Origin of the sequence: Roseateles amylovorans (genome assembly GCF_025398155.2) — a bacterium.
GTDB classification, from domain to species: Bacteria; Pseudomonadota; Gammaproteobacteria; order Burkholderiales; family Burkholderiaceae_C; genus Roseateles; species Roseateles amylovorans.
Genome location: NZ_CP104562.2, coordinates 4,134,685 through 4,153,572, shown reverse-complemented (window position 1 = coordinate 4,153,572; position 18,888 = coordinate 4,134,685). Strand labels below are relative to the sequence as shown.

The window sequence follows — 18,888 nt, the reverse complement described above, 5'->3', positions numbered from 1 at the left end:
GCGCTGGCGCCCATCACGCGACCGTCACGCGCCCGTTAGGGGCCGGTCCTAGCGCCCCGATCCCATGGTCGTCGAGGCCATCACCGGCTCGCGGCGCCGCCATTCCTCGATCAGCTCCACCACCGCATCCGGATCCGCCGGCTTGACCAGGTGAACATCGAAGCCCGCCTCATGGGCGCGACGTCGGTCGTCCTGCTGTCCATAGCCGGTCAGCGCGATCAGCAGGCAGTGCTGCATCTCGGGCAGGGCGCGCAGGCGCCGCGCCACCTCATAACCGTCCAGCCCCGGCAGACCGATGTCCAGCAGCACCACCTGCGGCCCATGCCGGCCGCAGAACTGAATCGCCTGCGGGCCATCCAGCGCCACCTCGGTGAGGAAGCCGGCCAGCTCCAGGAACACCGCCATCGAGTCCGCCGCGTCCCGGTTGTCGTCCACGACCAGCACGCGGAAAGCGGTGCTCGGTGCGGCATGGTCCGCCGGCCCACCGGTGGCTTCTGCCGGCTGCGCATGGGACGCGGCATGGGACGCGGCACCAGGTCGCGCCCCGGAGAGCTCGCGAGGCGTCGCCGCGCCTGGCACGCCGGCAACGTCCACCTCGGCCGGCGGCAGTTGCACCCGGAACTCCGACCCTTGCCCCAGTCCATCGCTGAAGGCCTGTACCGAGCCATGGTGCAGTTGCACCAGACGCTGTACCAGCGTCAGCCCCACGCCCAGACCGCCTTGATTGCGGTCCAGGCCGCGCGGGCCCTGCTCGAAGAGATCGAACACATGGGGCAGCAGGCCGGGCTCGATGCCGCGGCCGTTGTCCGCCACGGCCAGTGCAATGCCGGAAGGACCGGACTCCAGGGTCAGCGCAATGCGGCCGCCGGGCTCGGTGTATTTGGCCGCGTTGTGCAGCAGATTGGTCACCACCTGGATCAGACGGGCCGAATCGCCGCGGATCCACACCGGCCGGTCCGGCAACGACATCCGCAACTGCTGATGCTGCTGATCGATCAGCGGCTGCACCGGCTCGGCGCCCTGGTGCACGATCTGGCGCAGGTCCACGGTGTCGGTCTTCAGCACGATCTTGCCCTGGCTGATGCGGGCCACATCCAGCAGTTCGTCGACCAGCCGGGTGAGGTGCTTGACTTGGCGTTCGGTCACGGAGACCGCCTGCGCCATGCGGCTGTCGTTGTCCGCCGCGAGCTGGCGCATCACCTCGACCGCATTGCGGATCGGGGCGAGGGGATTGCGCAGCTCGTGTGAGAGCATGGCCAGGAACTCGTCCTTGCGTTGGCTGGCTTCCAGCAGGCTGGCCTCCGCCTGACGCCGCTCCACGATCTCCGACTGCAGCGCGCCGTACAGCCGTGCGTTTTCGAAGGCAATCGCGGCGCGGCCGGTCAGCTCTTCCAGCGTCGGCCAATCCGGCGGCTGGTGAGGCTCGCACAGCAGCAGGCCGCCCAGCACCCGTTCGCCGGTCAGCAGCGGCAGCACCACGCCGTGGTGGTTCTCGCGGCGGCGCAGCGCCAGCGGGGCGTGGGCGTCGTCGCGGTGGCTCAGGGCCGCGCCGGTGAGCGCGTCCAGCGTGTCGCGGGTGGCGTTGTAGAGGACTTCGGAGCGCAGGTCCTCACGGCCGTCGGTGTAGATCGGCGCCTCGATCTCGGTGGTCGGGGCATCGCAGCGCAGCACCCGCTCGTGGCCGCGTCCGGCATCCCGCAGCCAGAGCAGCGCCTGCGGCGCAAAGCGTGGCACCAGCAGGGCCAGCAAGCGTCGCATGCCGACTTCCGCGTCCAGCGAATCCGCCAGCTCGCGGCCGGCCTGCGCCAGGAAGATCGACCGGCGCGTGCTTTCCTCGGCCGCGCGTTGTGCCGCTTCGGCGCGAGCAATCGCGATGCGCTCCAGGGCCTGCTGCCGCAGCCGTTGCTGCATGACATACAGGTCCACGAAGACCCGCACCTTGCTGCGCAGCACATCCGGAATCACCGGCGAGAGGATGTAGTCCACCGCGCCCAGCGAATAGCCCTGCGAGGTCTGCAATTCGTCCGCATAGGCGGTGACGAAGATGATGGGCGTGTGCGCCGAGCGCCGATAGCCGCGGATCAGCCGGGCGGTTTCCAGCCCGTCGATGCCGGGCATGTTCACATCCATCAGGATCACCGCGAACTCGCGGCGCAGCACCTCGCGCAGGGCTTCGCTGCCGGAGCGCACGATCACCAGATGCTGTCCCAGGTCGGCCAGGATGGTCTCGAAGACCAGCAGCTTCTCCGGCAGGTCGTCCACGATGAGGATGCTGGCCCGGTCGTCGCCGGGCGGCGGCAGCTCGCCGTCCAGGATGGCGTTCAGCGGCATAGCCAGCCTCGCAGCACCGTGAGCAGATGGGCCGGATCGACCGGCTTGGAGAGATAGTCCCAGGCGCCGGCCTCGATGCATTTCTGGCGGTCGCCCTTCATCGCCTTGGCGGTCACCGCCACCATCGGCAGGTCGCGGCCGCGCGGCAGGCGGCGGATCTGCTGCATCGTCTCCATGCCGTCCATCTCCGGCATCATGATGTCCATCAGCACGATGTCGATCGTGGGGTCCTCTTGCACCAGACGGATCGCCTCGCGGCCGTTGTCGGCGGAGACGATGTGCATGCCGTGGCTGTCCAACACCGTGGCCAGTGCAAAGATGTTGCGCATGTCGTCGTCCACGATCAGCGCTTTGCGACCGGCCAGGGTGCCGTCCACCTCCTCGGCCTGCAGCGCCTGACGTTCCCCGTCGCTGAGCGAGGCCGGCGCGCGGTGCAGCACCTGCGCCAACTGGATCAGCGCACCGTCGATGGCCTCGGCCTGCCGCACCAGCAGCCCGCTGTGCGGTCGGGTCCATCGGCCCTCGCGCGCGGGGTCGTCCGATGGGCCGTCGGCCTGCAGGACCACGATGGGCAGCGGCAGCACGCTGCGGCGTTGGTCCAGTGCGTCCAGCACGTCCTCCGGGCCGAAGGGGCTGTGCTGCGCATCGATCAGGACCGCGTCGACACCCGGCAGCGCAGCGCGTGCGTCCTCCAGCGAATGCACCAGCACCGCCTGCACCTCATGCGTCAGATGGTCGAGCAGGGCGTGGCGGGCGGGGCCCTCGGGCAGCGCGACCAGCAACTGCCGCGTGGGCTGCTCGAGGTAGTGGGTCAGGTCCCGCAGGGCGGTGTCGACGGCATCACGCGATTGCAGCGGCTTGGCCAGGAAGGCCAGGGCGCCCGCCTGGAGCGCGCGCTCGCGGGACTCGTCGGTGGAGACCACGCAGACCGGGATGTGGCGGGTGTCCGGGTCCGACTTGAGCCGGTCCAGGATGCGCCAGCCCTGCATGTCAGGCAGGAAGATGTCCAGGGTGATCAGGCTGGGTCGGAACTCCTGCGTCATCGTCAGCGCGCCCGCGCCGGTGGTGCTGACCAATCCCTTCAAGCCGGCTTGTCGTGCGGATTCCAGCATCACGCCCGCAAACGCCAGGTCGTTTTCGACAATGAGCATCACCCGGTCGCCGGCGGCGATGTCGTCGCGATCGTCCTTGGCGACGTTGGCGAAGATGCCGCTGTCGGGCGTGCTTTCCAGCGCCGCGCGGCGGCGGTCGACCAGCAGCCCGGGCGCGGCCTCCGACGTGGGGACGTCCGCCTCGGTGGCGGCATCCTGCCCGGCTCCTTGCGATTGAGTCGATTGAGTCGATTGGGTCGTCGATTGGAGCGATCGGGGCGACGGGGGCGGCAGGCCCGCCTGTCCTTGCAGCGACGCCTGGGCCACGGCTTGGGCGGCCTCCACCACGCCGGCGGGTAGGGTGCTCGGTCGTGCGTGACGGGTGAGGCGCGCGGGGGTGTAGCTCTGCGGCAGATAGAGGGTGAAGGTCGACCCGCGACCCGGGGCGCTCACCAGCTTGATCTCGCCGCCGAGCAAACGCGCCAGCTCCCGGCTGATCGCCAGGCCCAGGCCGGTGCCGCCGTATTTGCGGGAGGTGGAGCCATCGGCTTGCTGGAAGGCTTCGAAGATGATCTGCTGCTTGTCTGGCGAGATGCCGATGCCGGTGTCGGAGACCGAGAAGGCGATCACCGGGCCGGCCTGGTTCAGGGCCTCGTTGTCGGTGGACCAGCCGCGGTCGGCCGCCGCGATGGTGACGCTGACCTGGCCGTGGTGGGTGAACTTGAAGGCGTTGGAGAGCAGGTTCTTGATGATCTGCTGCAGCCGCTTGACGTCGGTGACCAGTGCCTTGGGCAGCGGCGGCTGCACCTCGACGCTGAAGCCCACATGCTTGGAATCGGCGAAGTGGCGGAAGCTGCGCTCCACCGACCGCTGCAGCTCGTCCAGCCGCAGCTCGCTGACATCGACCGCCACCGTGCCCGACTCGATCTTGGACAGGTCCAGGATGTCGTTGATCAGCATCAGCAGGTCGTTGCCGGACGCGTGGATGGTCTTGGAGAACTCCACCTGCTTGGTCGTCAGATTGCCTTCGCTGTTCTTGCAGAGCTGGTCGGACAGGATCAGCAGCGAGTTCAGCGGCGTGCGCAGCTCATGCGACATGTTGGCCAGGAATTCCGACTTGTACTTGGAGGTCAGCGCCAACTGCTCGGCCTTTTCCTCCAGCGCCTGGCGGGCCTGTTCCACCTCGGTGTTCTTGCGCTCGACTTCCTGGTTCTGGTGGGCCAGCAGGCGGGCCTTTTCCTGCAGCTCCTGGTTGGTCTGCTGCAGTTCCTGCTGACGGCGCTGCAGCTCTTCGGCGAGCGACTGAGACTGGATCAGCAGGTCCTCGGTGCGGGTGCTGGCCTCGATGGTGTTGATCACGATGCCGATGGATTCGGTCAACTGGTCCAGGAAGGCTTCGTGGGTGGAGTTGAAGCGCTCCAGCGAGGCCAGTTCCAGCACGCCGCGCACCTTGCCTTCGAAGACCACCGGCAGCACCAGCACATCCATCGCCGCCGATTCGCTCAGGCCCGAGGCCACCCGGAAGGCGGACGAGGGCACATTGGTCAGCAGGATTTTTTCCTGATTGAGCGCGCATTGGCCGACCAGGCCCTGGCCCAGGTCCAGCTCCTTGCCGTGGGTGGCCTGGCCGCCGGAGGCATAGCTGGCGAAGAGCTTCAGGCGCGGCGTCTCACCGCTCATGCGCAGCACATAGAACTCGGCCTGCTGCACGCCGACCACCGGCGCGAGTTCGCTCAGGATCAACTGGCCGACGGTCACCAGGTCCTTCTGGCCCTGCAGCATCCGGCTGAACTTGGCCAGGTTGGTCTTGAGCCAGTCCTGCTCGGTGTTCTTCTGGGTGGTGTCCTTGAGGTTGCGGATCATCTCGTTGATGGTGTCCTTGAGCGAGGCCACCTCGCCCTGGGTCTCCACCGTGATCGATCGCGTCAGGTCGCCCTGGGTGACCGCGGTTGCCACCTCGGCAATGGCGCGCACCTGCGTGGTCAGGTTGGCCGCGAGTTCATTGACGTTCTCGGTCAGTCCCTTCCAAGTGCCGGAAGCGCCGGGCACCTTGGCCTGGCCGCCCAGCTTGCCTTCCACGCCCACCTCGCGCGCCACGGTGGTGACCTGGTCGGCAAAGATGGCCAGGGTGTCGGTCATCGAGTTGATGGTGTCGGCCAGCGCGGCGATCTCGCCCTTGGCCTCCACAGTGAGCTTCTGGGCCAGATCGCCGTTGGCCACCGCGGTCACCACCTTGGCAATGCCGCGCACCTGGCCGGTCAGGTTGCCGGCCATGAAGTTGACGTTGTCGGTCAGGTCCTTCCAGGTGCCGCTCACGCCCCGCACCGTGGCCTGACCGCCCAGCCGGCCTTCGGTACCGACCTCGCGCGCCACCCGGGTCACTTCGGCGGCGAAGGAGGAGAGCTGGTCCACCATGGTGTTGATGGTGGTCTTGAGCTCCAGGATCTCGCCCTTCACATCCACCGTGATCTTCTTGGAGAGGTCACCCGCAGCCACCGCCTTGGTCACGTCGGCGATGTTGCGCACCTGGCTGGTGAGGTTGGAGGCCATGGAGTTGACCGAGTCGGTCAGGTCCTTCCAGGTGCCGGCCACGCCCTGCACATCGGCCTGGCCGCCCAGCTTGCCTTCGGTGCCCACCTCGCGGGCGACGCGGGTCACTTCCGCGGCGAAGGAGCGCAGCTGATCCACCATGGTGTTGATGGTGTTCTTCAGCTCCGAGATCTCACCCTTCACATCCACGGTGATCTTCTTGGAGAGGTCACCGGCGGCGACCGCGGTGGTCACTTCCGCGATGTTGCGCACCTGGCTGGTCAGGTTGCCGGCCATGAAGTTCACCGATTCGGTCAGGTCCTTCCAGGTGCCAGCCACGCCCTGCACATCGGCCTGTCCGCCCAGCTTGCCTTCGGTGCCGACCTCGCGCGCCACGCGGGTCACCTCCGCCGCGAAGGACCGCAGCTGGTCGACCATCACGTTGATGGTGTTCTTCAGCTCCAGGATCTCGCCCTTCACGTCCACCGTGATCTTCTTGGAGAGATCGCCCGCGGCCACCGCCTTGGTCACGTCGGCGATGTTGCGCACCTGACTGGTCAGGTTGCCGGCCATCGAGTTGACCGATTCGGTCAGGTCCTTCCAGGTGCCGGCCACGCCTTGCACATCGGCCTGGCCGCCCAGTTCGCCCTCGGTGCCGACCTCCCGCGCCACGCGCGTCACTTCCGCCGCGAAGGAGGAGAGCTGGTCCACCATGGTGTTGATGGTCGCCTTGAGCTCCAGGATCTCGCCCTTCACGTCCACCGTGATCTTTTTGGACAGGTCGCCCGCGGCCACCGCCTTGGTCACGTCGGCGATGTTGCGGACCTGGCTGGTGAGGTTGGAGGCCATGGAGTTGACCGAGTCGGTCAGGTCCTTCCAGGTGCCGGCCACGCCCTGCACATCGGCCTGGCCGCCGAGCTTGCCTTCGGTGCCCACTTCGCGGGCCACCCGGGTCACTTCCGCCGCAAAGGACCGCAGCTGATCCACCATCGTGTTGATGGTGTTCTTCAGCTCCAGGATCTCGCCCTTCACATCCACCGTGATTTTCTTGGAGAGGTCACCGGCGGCGACCGCGGTGGTCACTTCCGCGATGTTGCGCACCTGGCTGGTCAGGTTGCCGGCCATGAAGTTCACCGACTCGGTCAGGTCCTTCCAGGTGCCGGCCACGCCCTGCACATCGGCCTGTCCGCCGAGCTTGCCTTCGGTGCCCACTTCGCGGGCCACCCGGGTCACTTCCGCGGCAAAGGACCGCAGCTGATCCACCATGGTGTTGACGGTGTTCTTCAGCTCCAGGATCTCGCCCTTCACATCCACGGTGATCTTCTTGGAGAGGTCGCCCAGCGCCACCGCCTTGGTCACGTCGGCGATGTTGCGCACCTGGCTGGTCAGGTTGCCGGCCATGGAGTTGACCGAATCGGTCAGGTCCTTCCAGGTGCCGGACACGCCTTCCACCCGCGCCTGGCCGCCCAGGATGCCCTCGGTGCCGACCTCGCGGGCGACGCGGGTCACCTCCGAGGCGAACGAGCGCAACTGGTCCACCATGGTGTTGATGGTGTTCTTGAGCGTCAGGAACTCGCCCTTGACGTCCACCTCGATCTTCTTGGAGAGGTCGCCCTGGGCGACGGCGGTGGTCACGTCGGCGATGTTGCGCACCTGGTCGGTCAGGTTGCCGGCCATGGAGTTGACCGAGTCGGTCAGGTCCTTCCAGGTGCCGGCCACGCCCTTGACCTTGGCCTGGCCGCCGAGCTTGCCCTCGGTGCCGACTTCCCGGGCCACCCGGGTCACTTCGGCGGAGAAATCCCCCAGCTGTTCCACCATCCGGTTGATGGTCTTGGCGGTGTGCAGGAACTCGCCCTGCAGCGGGCGGTTGTCCACCTCCAGCGCCATGCTCTTGGTGAGGTCGCCCTCGGCCACCGCGCCGATCACGCGGGCGGCTTCGCTGGTGGGATGCACCAGATCGTCGATCAGGGCATTGATGCAGTCGATGGACTGGCCCCAGAAGCCGCGCATCTCCGGCAGCGAGGCCCGCTGCTTGAGCCGGCCCTCACGCCCGACGACCTGCCGCAGCCGCGACAGCTCCGCGGCCATGCTGGCGTTCTGCTCGACCACTTCGTTGAAGGCATCTGCGAGCTTGCCCGGCACACCGGTCCAATGGAACGGGAGGCGGACATCCGGATCGCCCCGGCGCAGCGCATGCAGCGCCAGCAACATCGCTTGAAGGTGCTCTGCGGGCACCTCGGTCACACCTTCCTCCAGCACACTCATGTCTCTCTCCCGCCGTTCCGACGGCAGCTGAACCTGCGCAATGTATCGCCGTACGTCGCGCCGGGCAGGGTGGGTTTTGGAGGGGGAAATTGGGCACGCGGATTGCCAGATCGGTAGATTGATCAACCCGTCCGCGCCCGCGTGGATGCCGTCTGTCCGGAGCCCCGTCCCATGTCCCAGACCCCCAACGCCCTGCGGGTGCTCGTCATCGACGACGACCCCGAAGGCGCCCGCACGCTCAGCGAGCTGTTCCGCTGCTATGGCTGTGCGACGGCGGTGGCCTACAGCGGGCGGCTGGGATTGCGGTTGGCCAAGCTGTTCAAGCCGGAGCTGGTGTTCGTGGACTTCGACATGCCCGACATGAACGGCCTGCAGGTGGTCAACGAGGCCAAGGCGGGCGATGCGGAGGAGGGCCGCCAGGTGACTTATGTCTGCCTTACCGGCGGCGGGCCGGAGATCACCCAGGAGAAGTCGGACGCTGCCGGATTCGCCCGTCTGCTCTACAAGCCGCTGAAGGTCACCGACCTGCTGGCGGTGTTGCTGACCGCGCGACCCGGCAATTTCGTCTCCGGAAATCCGACCTCGGCCCTCCGTCCGGCCCGTGCGCCGGAATACGGGAATCGCACACGTCGACATTGACCGCGCGCCGCCGGCCGCGGAACGTTGTGTGGCCGCTGCACGGCCGGTCTGTCATCGGGCGGTCATCGCCGCTCACATCGATTCATCCAGCAACTGGCGATAGTCGCTGGCCGAGGCCTCGCGCGGATTGGTCTTGTGGCAGTGGTCGTGCTGGGCGCGCTCGATGATCGCGTCATAAAGCGCGGTGGTGACACCCATCTGGCCGAGCCCGCTGGGCAGGCCCAGGCGGGCATTCATCGCCTTCACCGCGCCGGCCAGCTCGTCCATCGGCGTGCCTTGCTGCAGACCCATGGCATGGGCCATGCGGGCGATCTTGTCGTCGCGCCGCATGCTGTCGTGATGGCCATTGAAGCGGATCACCGCAGGCAGGAACACCGCATTCAAGGTGCCGTGATGCAGCTTGGGCATCAAGCCGCCGAGCGCATGGCTCAACGAGTGAACACAGCCCAGACCCTTCTGGAAGGCCAGGGCGCCCAGGGTGCTGGCGGCCATCATGTCCAGGCGGGCGGCCATGTCGTGGCCGTGGGTGGTGGCGCGTTCGATCTGGCCCCATCCACGACGCAGGCCTTCCAGCGCAATGCCGTCGGCCGGTGGATTGAAGGCGGCGGACATGAAGGTCTCCATGCAATGCGCAATCGCATCCATGCCGGTGGCGGCCGTCAGCGCGGGCGGCAGGCCGCGGGTGAGCTCCGGATCGCAGAGGGCGGACTTGGGCATCAGCACGCCGTTGTGGAAGCCCAGCTTGCGGCCGTCGTCCACGATGATGATGGCGCCGCGGGCCACTTCGGAGCCGGTGCCGGCGGTGGTGGGCACGGCGATCAGCGGCACGGCGCGGTCGGTGATGTCACCGGCGCCGCCCAGGATGGTCGCGTAGCGGGTCAGCGGTCCCTCATGGGTCGCGGCAATGGCCACGCCCTTGGCCAGGTCGATGCTGGAGCCCCCGCCCACGGCGATCAGCCCGTCGCAACCGGCCTGCCGGAAGACCTCGACCGCCTCCCGCACAGCGGACTCGGTGGGGTTGGGCGGGGTGCCGTCGTAGACGGGGAGCGGCTCGCCGGGCCAGGCTTCCTGGACCATGGCCAGCACGCCGGCGGCCTTCACGCCGGCATCGGTCACCAGCAACGGGCGACGGATGCCGATCCGAACGCATTCCGAGGCCAGTTGGCGCCGCGCACCAGCCTCCAGATGCACATGGGTCAGGTACTGGATCAGGGCCATGTCTTGCTCCTTGTCGGGTCCACCGCCGCCGTGAGGGCGGGGACGGGTTCACCATCTCACGTCACGGCGCAGCGTAAGCCTTGGCGCCGGGCTTGAGTAGCACCTTGATGACATGAGACGCGCCCCACGCACGCCATCGAATCCACACCACCGAACGTGGACCGAGAGGGCGCTGGCCGGTCCGGGCCAGTGGACCGCGCCCGGCTCCTGATCCTCAGCGGGAGATCACGCCCGGCGCTGGGTCCTCAGGGACCAGCACTGCAGGGTGACCCCGACGAGGAACACCACCACCCACGCCAGCAGGGCGGTCTTGACCACCGGATCCTCCGGACCCGTGGCCAACGGATGCGCGGCCGGCAGGCGACTGAGGGTTTCGTTGATGCCCGGCACCATCAGCAGGAAGAAGCTGAACGAGAGCCCGAAGGTCTGAAGGTAGGGACGCAGTCCGCCGAGGAACCCGAGTCGAGGCGCGACCCATGCCCCGCCGAAGGCGGCCAGCAAGGCCAGCACCCCCAGCACATGGCCCGGGTTCACCCCTCCGGTGCTGGACAGCCCGAACGAGGTGAACACCGAGACGGTCAGACCGATCAGATAGGCCTGACCCGATCGGGTGCCGGGCTCGATGCGCCGCCAGCGCGCGAAGCCGTAAAGGCCGACCACCAGGGGCACCAGACTGATGAGGGTATGGACGACGCCGAGCGTCGACAAGGGATGGGGCATGATCAAGCTCGATGGTGATGCGATCTACTAGTTGGTAGGTTTCGCGGTCGAAAAGAAAGGCGGCATAGGCCGCCTCTGTGCGGGGGAATCAGGAAGCTCGGGTCAATCGGAGGATGGCCGGTTGCACGATGGTGGCGAAGGCGGCGGGATCGCCCAATGCGCGCGCCACCAGCATGGCACCGTGCACCACCGCCATGAAGCCGCGTGCGGAGATGGTGGCGCTGTTGGGCAGGTGGAACTGGCCCGCCGCGGCGCCGCGGGTGAACACCGAGGCGAGCCAGGTGGTGAGGTCCTCGAAATGGCCGCGCACTTCCGCGGCGACTTCGTCCGGCACCGTGGGCAGTTCGGTGACCAGCATGGCGCAGATGCAGAACGGATGCTCGCCGCTTTGGATGCAGGCCGACCAGTAGCCGGCATAGGCGTTGAGCTCCGACAGCGGATCGTCGAGCTGCTGCACCAGGCCAGCCAAGCCGTTGCGCGCGTCCTCGCGGTACTGGGCGACCACGGTCTGCACCAGCACCGCCTTGCTTGGAAAGTGGTGATGGATGCTGGGCTTGGTGATTCCGACGCGCTCAGCCAGGTCCGCATAACTGAAGCTGTTGTAGCCGCCGGCCACCAGCAAGGCGCGGGTGTGCGCCACGATCTCTGCGGCTTTGGGGGAGAGGGGGGCGGTCATGGGCTCACAGCGTTGGAATGAGGACGCACTCTACTAGTTGGTAGGCTGACTGTCAAAGGTCATGCGGCCCCGGAGCGATCGGGCGGTCCGGCGAGGCCTGGGCTTGCCGGGCCTGCCGTGCCGTGCCGTGCCGTGCGGACGCGGCGCGGCGTTGTCTGGGAAAATCCCGTGCTGGGGCTTGGCAGACGGTCGGGCCCACGCCCTGGAGTTCCTGTTGAGTAGCACCTTGTTGACACCGCGCATGGCCGCCGTGCTGGAGCGGATCCACCGCGCCAATCGTCCCTCGTTCGCCAGCCTGTCGCCCAAGCAGGCCCGCATCGCCTACCTGATGGGGGCGGAGATCCTGGACCTGCCGCGCGCGCCGCTGGCCCGCATCGAGAACCTGCGCATTCCGGGGCCCGCTCAGGAACTGCCCGCACGCCTGTATGCGCCGACGCTGCGCGACGACGGCGCACCGCTGCCGGTGCTGCTCTATTTCCACGGGGGCGGTTTCGTCATCGGCAGCCTGGAGACGCACGACAGCCTGTGCCGCCAGCTCGCCCTGCGCAGCGGTGCGGCGGTGATCGCGGTGGACTACCGGCTCGCGCCCGAGCATCCGTTTCCGGCCGCAGTGGACGACGCCTGGGCCGCCTTGCGCTGGGTGGCGGCCGAGGCCGCGTCGCTGGGCCTGGACGGCCGTCGGCTGGCGGTGGGTGGCGACAGCGCCGGCGGCACGCTGGCCGCGGTCACGGCGCTGCATGCGCGGGACATCCGGTCCGAGCTGGGCCTCGATCTGGCGCTGCAACTGCTCATCACGCCCGGTGCGACCGCGCATGCGGACACCGATTCGCATCGCCGCTTCGCGCAGGGCCATCTGCTCGATGCCGACACCATTGCGTGGTTCTTCAACCAATACATTCCGACCGAGCGCCGTGACGACTGGCGCTTCGCCCCGTTGCTGGCGCAGGACCATGGCGATCTGGCGCCGGCCTGCCTGATCCTGGCGGAGGCGGATCCGCTGATCGACGAAGGCCTGGCCTACGCCGATCTGCTGCGTGCCAACGGCAACGCCGTGCAGCTGGAGCTGTATCGCGGCGTGACCCATGACTTCATCAAGATGGGGCGTAGCATCCCGGAAGCGGAACTGGCGCTGGATGCCTGTGCTGCTGCCCTTCAACGCGCCTTCCAACCGGACACGACCGCCGCATGAGCTCCGACCGCCAACCGCCGACGCGCGACCGTTTCCGCTTCTTCGAACGGCTGCGCGTGCGCTGGTCGGAGATCGACGCGCAGCAGATCGTGTTCAACGGGCACTACCTGACCTACTTCGACACGGCCGTGGGCGGCTACTGGCGCGCGCTGGCGCTGCCGTATGCGCCGACGATGCAGTCGCTGCAGGGCGACCTGTTCGTGCGCAAGTCCACGCTGGAGTACCTCAACGCCGCCCGCTATGACGAGCTGATCGACATCGGCGTGCGCACCGATCGGGTGGGCACCACCTCGATGACCATGGCCTGCGGCGTCTTCCGGGGCGATGAATGCCTGGTGCATGGCGAGCTGGTCTATGTCTTTGCGGATGCGGTCACCCGCGTGCCGAAGCCGGTACCGGAGCCGCTGCGCGATCTGCTGCTGAGCTTCGAGCGCGGCGAGCTGATGACCGATGCACGCCTCGGGAGCTGGAGCGAATTGGGCGCGGATGCGCAGCGCATCCGGCAGACGGTGTTTGTCGAGGAACAGAAGATCCCGGCCGAGATGGAGTGGGACGCCGCGGACGAAAGCTGCACCCATGCGGTGGCCTACAACCGGCTGGGCCGCCCGCTGGCGACCGGCCGCCTGCTGGAGCATGTGCCGGGCGTGGCCAAGATCGGCCGCATGGCGGTGCTGTCGCCAATGCGCGGCAGCCGGGTCGGGCGTCAGGTGCTGGATGCGCTGATGCAGGCCGGGCGGGCGCAGGGCTACCGCGAGGTGCTGCTGCATGCGCAGCTCAGCGCCGAGGGCTTTTACACCCGCTCGGGCTTTCAGCGGCGCGGGCCGGTGTTTGAAGAGGCCGGCATCGCCCATGTGGAGATGGTGCGGACCTTGTGATCGTCGGCAGGGGGGGCTGAGCCTGGCGTGAAGGGGCAAGACGTGACGCTTTCTGGACGCGTCGCCGCCTTGGGTCCTATAAGATCGATCGGTCTTGGCACGCTCCCACGCTTCTGCCGACCATGGACGCCACCACACTGCTGACCACCAACGCGCTGCTGTCGTCGGCCGCGGCTGTGGTCATGGCGGTGGTGCTGCGAACGCGCAAGACCTATCCTGGATTCGGCTTCTGGACGGCCGGGATCGCCTGCCTGGCCTTGGGCGCCGCGTTGCTGATCCCGGGCCTGCTGCCTGCGAGCTGGGCGGCTCGCGTAGGCCGAAACGGTGTGCTGCTGACCGGCCACCTGCTGCTGTTTCGCGGCATGCTGAAGTTTCGGGGGGCTCGCGTGGGGGCGCAGCTGGAAGTCGGCGTCAGCCTGTTGTTCCTGCTGCCGTTCGCCTACCTCAGCATCGACCCCGGCATGCTGTCCGCGCGCATCGTCGCCTACTGCCTGCTGACGGGCAGCCTCAGTCTGGCGACGATCGTGATCGTGCTGCGCCGGCGCCCGCCGCATTTCGGCTCCAACGACATGCTGCTGGCGTTGTGGCTGCTGCTGTTTGCATTCATCACCTTTGCGCGCGCCGCCCAGGAACTGGCCAACGTCAGCACGGCGTACGAGACGATCAAGAGCTTCGGCAACGTCTATGCACTGGCGCAGATCCTGTCGGTGCAGTTGATCACCCTGACGCTGGTCAGCATGAACTCCCAGCGGATCGAGTGGGAGCACCGCACCAGCGCGGACCGCTTGAACGCCAGCGAGCAGCAACTCCGCTCCATGGGCGACAACCTGCCGGCCGGGTTCATCTACCGCTACCAGGTGTTGGACGGCCAGGGCCGCTTTGACTATGTGAGCGGCGGCATCGAAAGCACGCTCGGACTTCAGCCCGCCGAGGTGATCGCCGACGCCCAGCCGCTGTTCGAGCTGCTGTCCCCCGAATCTCGCGAGCGCTATGTCGCCGACGAGGCACGCAGCGCAGCCGACCTGAGTGACTTCCGCGCGACCTTGCGCTTCGACCTGCGCGACGGACGCACCAGTTGGCTCGAACTGCGCGCTCGCCCGCAGCGCCAAGGCGACGGCGCCACGGTCTGGGATGGCGTCGCGCTGGACGTAACCGAAAGACGCCGGGCCGAGGAGGACTTGAGCCGATACAAGTCGCTCGTCGATTCGTCCGAGGACGCGATCATCAGCAGAACGCTTCAGGGCATCGTCACCAGTTGGAACCACGGCGCGCAGCGCCTGTTCGGGTACTCGGCCGACGAAGCCGTGGGACGGGTGATGGACGTGCTGGTCCCTGCTGCGCGGGCGGGTGAGGAACGCGACCTCCTGCAGAGCCTCGCCCGAGGGGAGCAGGTCCCCCATTTCCAGACCGAACGACTGCACCGCGACGGGCATCGGCTCGTCGTGTCGGTGGCCGTGTCACCGATCCTCGACCACGAAGGTCGCATCGTCGGCGCCTCGATGATCGCGCGCGACATCACCGAGCGCATTGCAGCGCGCGAACGCGCCGTGCGGCAGGCCCGCATCTACCTTTGTCTGTCCCAGTGCAACGCGGCGGTGGCACGCTGCGAGACGCAGGGCGCCTTGTTCGATGCCATCTGCAGCGCCATCGTCGAAGCCGCCGGCATGCGGCAGGCCTGGGTGGGCCTGCTCGACGAGGCCGGTGGTTTGGCGATGCAGGCGCAGGCCGGCATCCCGATGGATGCCACGCATGGCACGGGCCTGAATGTCGCGGAGGCACTCGATCAGTCGCCGGCCCGGATGGCCATGCGCAGCGGCCAGCCGGTGTGGTGCGACGATCCTGACGTGGACCTGCGGTTGGGGCGTCATCATGAACCGGCGTCCGAACGCGGCCGCGATGGGTGGGCCGCACTGCCCGTGCGGCGAGCGGGAGAAGTGGTGGGCGCGTTGATGATCTGCGCCAACGGCGCGTCGGACTTCGACGACGAGACGAAGCGGCTGCTGGTCGACCTGGCGGCCAACATCAGCTTCGCGCTCGACAATTTCGATCGCGAGGCCGCGCGCCGACAAGCGCAGCAGGCGCTGATCGCGCACCGGCAGCAATTGGAAGAGACCATCGAGCGACGCACCCGTCAACTGGCCGAGGCCAGTGAGCAGGCCCAGGCTGCCAACGTCGCGAAGACGGCGTTCCTCGCGAACATGAGCCATGAGATCCGCACGCCGCTGAACGCGATGATTGGCATGACGCATCTGATCCGTGGCGAATCGCTGAGCACCCGACAGGCCGACCGCTTGGTCAAGTTGGAGTCGGCCGCCAAGCACCTGCTGGAGATCCTGAACGACGTCCTCGACCTGTCCAAGATCGAGGCTGGCAAGATGATGCTGGAGGCGGTGCCGGTGAACGTCGAGTCCATGGTGGCCAATGGCTTGTCCATGATGGCGGGGCGCGCGGAGGAGAAGTCGCTGCGCCTGCGGAGCGAGGTGGACCCGATGCCGCACGACCTGGTCGGTGACCCCACCCGTCTGCAGCAGGCGCTGCTCAACTACGTCAGCAATGCGGTCAAGTTCACCGAGCAGGGTGAGGTGGTTGTGAGGGCCCGGGTGGTCGAACAGAACGATGCCACCGCCCTGCTGCGTTTCGAGGTCCAGGACACCGGCATCGGCATCGACGCCGCGGTGATGCCGCGACTGTTTGCCGCCTTCGAGCAGGCCGACCCGTCCACCACCCGGCGTGTGGGCGGCACCGGACTCGGCCTTGCCATCACACGCCGGCTGGCGCTGTTGATGGGGGGCGAGGTGGGGGCCACCAGTCGCCCCGGCACCGGCAGCACCTTCTGGTTCACCGCCCGCATGCAGCGGGTCATGGGGTCCCCGCGCGCGACGTCGCCGTTTCCGGTGCTCGATGCCAAGGCGGCCCTTCGGAAGCACCATCGGGGCGCCCGCGTCCTGCTGGCCGAAGACAACGACGTCAACGCCGAGGTGGCGCAAGCGCTTCTGGAGGATGCGGGGCTGGTGGTCGACCACGCGCGGGATGGCGAGGCGGCGGTGGAGATGGTGCTGCAGGGCGGGTACGAGCTGGTGATGATGGACATGCAGATGCCCCGACTGGACGGCCTTGCTGCCAGCCGGACCATCCGCCAACACGTCGACTCGGCGGCGCTGCCGATCATTGCCATGACCGCCAATGCGTTCGACGAGGACAAGGCCCAATGCCGAATCGCTGGCATGGACGATTTCGTGAGCAAGCCGGTCGACCCGGCGGCGCTTTATGAATTGCTGCTGCGATGGCTCGAGCGTGAGCGCGAGGACGCGTCGGTTTGACTGTGAGCGTTCAATGGAGCGACGAGCGTGTCGCCAACGCGGATGGCCTCGTTGCTGAGTTGCTAGAGCGACGGAAAGCGATGTGTTCCTTGCTCGGGCAACTTGTGCATGCAGGCCTCGAACAGGGGGTTCGCGAGCCATTCGTTCAGCCACGACCGGACCGATGGCAAGTCCAGCGTCGCAAACCAGGCTGGCTCGATGGCGGCGAACTGGCGGACGAAAGGCAACACGGCGAGGTCGGTGGCGCATGGCGTGGCGCCGCCGAGGTGGGGCGCCACGCTTAAGCGCGCCTCCAGCGGTCTGAGGAGCACATTGACCGCGCCGTCGCGATGGGCCTCGGGCGTGAGGGCCTGGTTAGGGTAGCGCTGGGGGTACTTCCAGCGATCCAGGTGATGCTTGAAATCCCCGTCGTTTCGCTTGAGCAGATCGAGGTTCTCAGGCGATTGCGCGCGGGCCCAGTCGCCGTCCGCATCGGGCTCAGCCAGCGCCCAGCGCATGATGTCCCAGCTCTCATCGATCACGCGGCCATCGGGCAAGTGCAGCACGGGGACGGTCGCCTTGGGCGACAGCGCCACCAAGCTGGCCGGCTTGTCGCGCAAGCTGACCTCCACCGCTTCGAAGGTCTGCCCGGCCATCAGCAGCGCCATGCGTGCGCGCATGGCGTAGGGGCAGCGGCGGAAGGTGTAGAGCCGCGGCAGCTGTGGCGCTGAGGCGGCGAGGGGTGAGTGCTCTGGGTGGGTCGATGCGTGCATGGCAGGAACTACTGGGGACGAATGGAAGTCGCCTTCGGACCTCGCCGACTGGCGCAGCGAATGGGCGGGTGGCTCGCAAGCGTGTTCCAGGTCGTACTCATTTGCTGGACGAAATGAGTTGAAGGACCTCACGCATTGCATCCTCGGTATGGTCGGACGCGCTGGCACGGTGGCGCGTCACAATTAACCTCCATGAATTCCAAACGCTCCCGACCCTCCAAGCGCGCACGGCAATCCGAAGCGCAGGATTGGACGCTGGCAGGCATCGGACTGGACCCGTCTCGTTACGCAGAAGCGTTGGCCTACCTTTTCGATCGGCCTCTGCCCAAGGGTCAGCAGCAGGCATGGTACTGGGATGATGAGCGCACCGAATTCGACGCCAGCGCGCTGGAATGGACGCGATTGCAGACGGCCATCTTTGCCAATGCCGGGACCGACCTGGCGGGCTTCGATGACGCGCAGGTGGGCATGGGTTTGAACTATCTCATGAACAATGGATTGAGCGACGTGCCGTACGCGGCCGTCGATCCGTCTGTTCCGCTCGACGAATCGATGCGGATGATGCGTGCGATGCCGCGGCTCTGGCGTGATTGCATCGGCATTCGGCTTCGGGAGGCATCGCCCGCAGGCTCGCCGATTGGTTCCGCCAATGGCGGGCCTCTCGGGCACGTGTGCTACATGTGGTTCGATGTCTGGCCGACGTTTCGACTTGCGAGCGAGCTGGCGCCCTGGCGTGAGGCGTGCTGGGACGTGCTGGTTGCGATGCTGGAGGTGCCGTGTCGCGCGGTGCAGATCGCAGCGCTGCATGGCATTGGACATAGCGTGGACCGCTTGAATAGGGATGCGGAAGTGGACCAGGTCGTCGGCGCGTTCGTGCGGGGGCTGACGGGTGATGAGGCGCTTCGGGTGTATGCGGAAGCGGCGCGGCGGGGGGATGTGCAGTAGGAGGCAGGGCGGGGGCGGCAACTATGCTTTGATACTGGTCGAGGGTAGACAACGCCGCAGAGGACAGTCACCGCCGTGGAGCCGTCTATCGTCAGCGTAGGTCGGATCAAGACTGGTCGAAGACATTCGTCATTGGGCATTGAATGTCGGCGTCCGCACTAAGCCGGCCATAGGATTACCTGCCCGTGCTGGCCGACAAGGCCCGAAACCCGTCTTCCAAAGACAGCGAGATATTGGGAGCGGAGTATGCTGGGTGCCGCACTTCAACCTTGAGCGGGCCAAGCGACAGCGGCCTTCGCAGCTCCGACCATCGCCATCCGACGTGAACGCTTCGGGAT

General features: G+C 67.3%; 11 protein-coding genes. 5 read left to right on the top strand and 6 right to left on the bottom strand.

Annotated features, from left to right (window positions below; all coding sequences use genetic code 11):
• Positions 1–48 precede the first annotated feature (48 nt).
• Both N4261_RS17175 and N4261_RS17170 read right to left on the bottom strand, forming a co-directional pair.
• Complete coding sequence (locus N4261_RS17175) at positions 49–2,331, bottom strand: response regulator (RefSeq protein WP_261756499.1); 2,283 nt, start codon at positions 2,329–2,331, stop codon at positions 49–51.
• On the bottom strand, positions 2,322–8,216 hold the full coding sequence (locus tag N4261_RS17170; RefSeq protein WP_261756498.1) for a HAMP domain-containing protein: 5,895 nt from the start codon (positions 8,214–8,216) through the stop codon (positions 2,322–2,324). The genes N4261_RS17175 and N4261_RS17170 overlap by 10 nt, the downstream gene beginning before the upstream one ends.
• A gap of 171 nt (positions 8,217–8,387) precedes the next feature.
• Between N4261_RS17170 and N4261_RS17165 the strand changes: the two genes are divergently transcribed.
• Entirely contained in the window at positions 8,388–8,855 is a 468-nt protein-coding gene (locus N4261_RS17165; RefSeq protein ID WP_261756497.1) for a response regulator, read from the top strand.
• A 72-nt stretch (positions 8,856–8,927) separates the two neighbouring features.
• On the opposite strand, the gene gbd is transcribed toward N4261_RS17165, so the two are convergent.
• The 3 genes from gbd to N4261_RS17150 all read right to left on the bottom strand — a co-directional run bounded on the left by gbd (position 8,928) and on the right by N4261_RS17150 (position 11,469).
• On the bottom strand, positions 8,928–10,073 hold the full coding sequence (gbd, locus tag N4261_RS17160) for a 4-hydroxybutyrate dehydrogenase (RefSeq protein WP_261756496.1): 1,146 nt from the start codon (positions 10,071–10,073) through the stop codon (positions 8,928–8,930).
• A gap of 225 nt (positions 10,074–10,298) precedes the next feature.
• A complete protein-coding gene (locus tag N4261_RS17155) occupies positions 10,299–10,793 on the bottom strand; it encodes a hypothetical protein (RefSeq protein ID WP_261756495.1) in 495 nt (164 codons plus the stop codon).
• A gap of 88 nt (positions 10,794–10,881) precedes the next feature.
• Positions 10,882–11,469, bottom strand: coding sequence for a TetR/AcrR family transcriptional regulator (locus tag N4261_RS17150; protein ID WP_261756494.1), 588 nt, complete (start codon positions 11,467–11,469; stop codon positions 10,882–10,884).
• Positions 11,470–11,710: 241 nt separating this feature from the next.
• Between N4261_RS17150 and N4261_RS17145 the strand changes: the two genes are divergently transcribed.
• From N4261_RS17145 to N4261_RS17135, 3 genes are all read left to right on the top strand, one after another.
• Positions 11,711–12,658: an alpha/beta hydrolase gene (locus N4261_RS17145; RefSeq protein ID WP_261760747.1), complete on the top strand. Its 948-nt coding sequence runs from the start codon at positions 11,711–11,713 to the stop codon at positions 12,656–12,658.
• Positions 12,655–13,533, top strand: coding sequence for a YbgC/FadM family acyl-CoA thioesterase (locus N4261_RS17140; protein WP_261756492.1), 879 nt, complete (start codon positions 12,655–12,657; stop codon positions 13,531–13,533). The genes N4261_RS17145 and N4261_RS17140 overlap by 4 nt, the downstream gene beginning before the upstream one ends.
• 122 nt (positions 13,534–13,655) lie before the next feature.
• Positions 13,656–16,853, top strand: coding sequence for a PAS domain S-box protein (locus N4261_RS17135; protein ID WP_261756491.1), 3,198 nt, complete (start codon positions 13,656–13,658; stop codon positions 16,851–16,853).
• Positions 16,854–16,915: 62 nt separating this feature from the next.
• On the opposite strand, the gene N4261_RS17130 is transcribed toward N4261_RS17135, so the two are convergent.
• The gene (locus N4261_RS17130; protein WP_261756490.1) at positions 16,916–17,605 is read right to left on the bottom strand and encodes a glutathione S-transferase; all 690 of its coding nucleotides are present in this window, start codon (positions 17,603–17,605) and stop codon (positions 16,916–16,918) included.
• Between the two features lie 192 nt (positions 17,606–17,797).
• On the opposite strand from N4261_RS17130, the gene N4261_RS17125 reads away from it, so the two are divergent.
• Complete coding sequence (locus N4261_RS17125; protein ID WP_261756489.1) at positions 17,798–18,550, top strand: hypothetical protein; 753 nt, start codon at positions 17,798–17,800, stop codon at positions 18,548–18,550.
• The last annotated feature ends 338 nt before the right edge of the window (positions 18,551–18,888 follow it).

Bases quoted from the DNA above. Each gene is read 5' to 3' on its own strand.
- N4261_RS17175 (WP_261756499.1), bottom strand. From the start codon at position 2,331: ATGCCGCTGAACGCCATCCTGGACGGCGAGCTGCCGCCGCCCGGCGAC.
- N4261_RS17170 (WP_261756498.1), bottom strand. From the start codon at position 8,216: ATGAGTGTGCTGGAGGAAGGTGTGACCGAGGTGCCCGCAGAGCACCTT.
- N4261_RS17165 (WP_261756497.1), top strand. From the start codon at position 8,388: ATGTCCCAGACCCCCAACGCCCTGCGGGTGCTCGTCATCGACGACGAC.
- gbd (WP_261756496.1), bottom strand. From the start codon at position 10,073: ATGGCCCTGATCCAGTACCTGACCCATGTGCATCTGGAGGCTGGTGCG.
- N4261_RS17155 (WP_261756495.1), bottom strand. From the start codon at position 10,793: ATGCCCCATCCCTTGTCGACGCTCGGCGTCGTCCATACCCTCATCAGT.
- N4261_RS17150 (WP_261756494.1), bottom strand. From the start codon at position 11,469: ATGACCGCCCCCCTCTCCCCCAAAGCCGCAGAGATCGTGGCGCACACC.
- N4261_RS17145 (WP_261760747.1), top strand. From the start codon at position 11,711: ATGGCCGCCGTGCTGGAGCGGATCCACCGCGCCAATCGTCCCTCGTTC.
- N4261_RS17140 (WP_261756492.1), top strand. From the start codon at position 12,655: ATGAGCTCCGACCGCCAACCGCCGACGCGCGACCGTTTCCGCTTCTTC.
- N4261_RS17135 (WP_261756491.1), top strand. From the start codon at position 13,656: ATGGACGCCACCACACTGCTGACCACCAACGCGCTGCTGTCGTCGGCC.
- N4261_RS17130 (WP_261756490.1), bottom strand. From the start codon at position 17,605: ATGCACGCATCGACCCACCCAGAGCACTCACCCCTCGCCGCCTCAGCG.
- N4261_RS17125 (WP_261756489.1), top strand. From the start codon at position 17,798: ATGAATTCCAAACGCTCCCGACCCTCCAAGCGCGCACGGCAATCCGAA.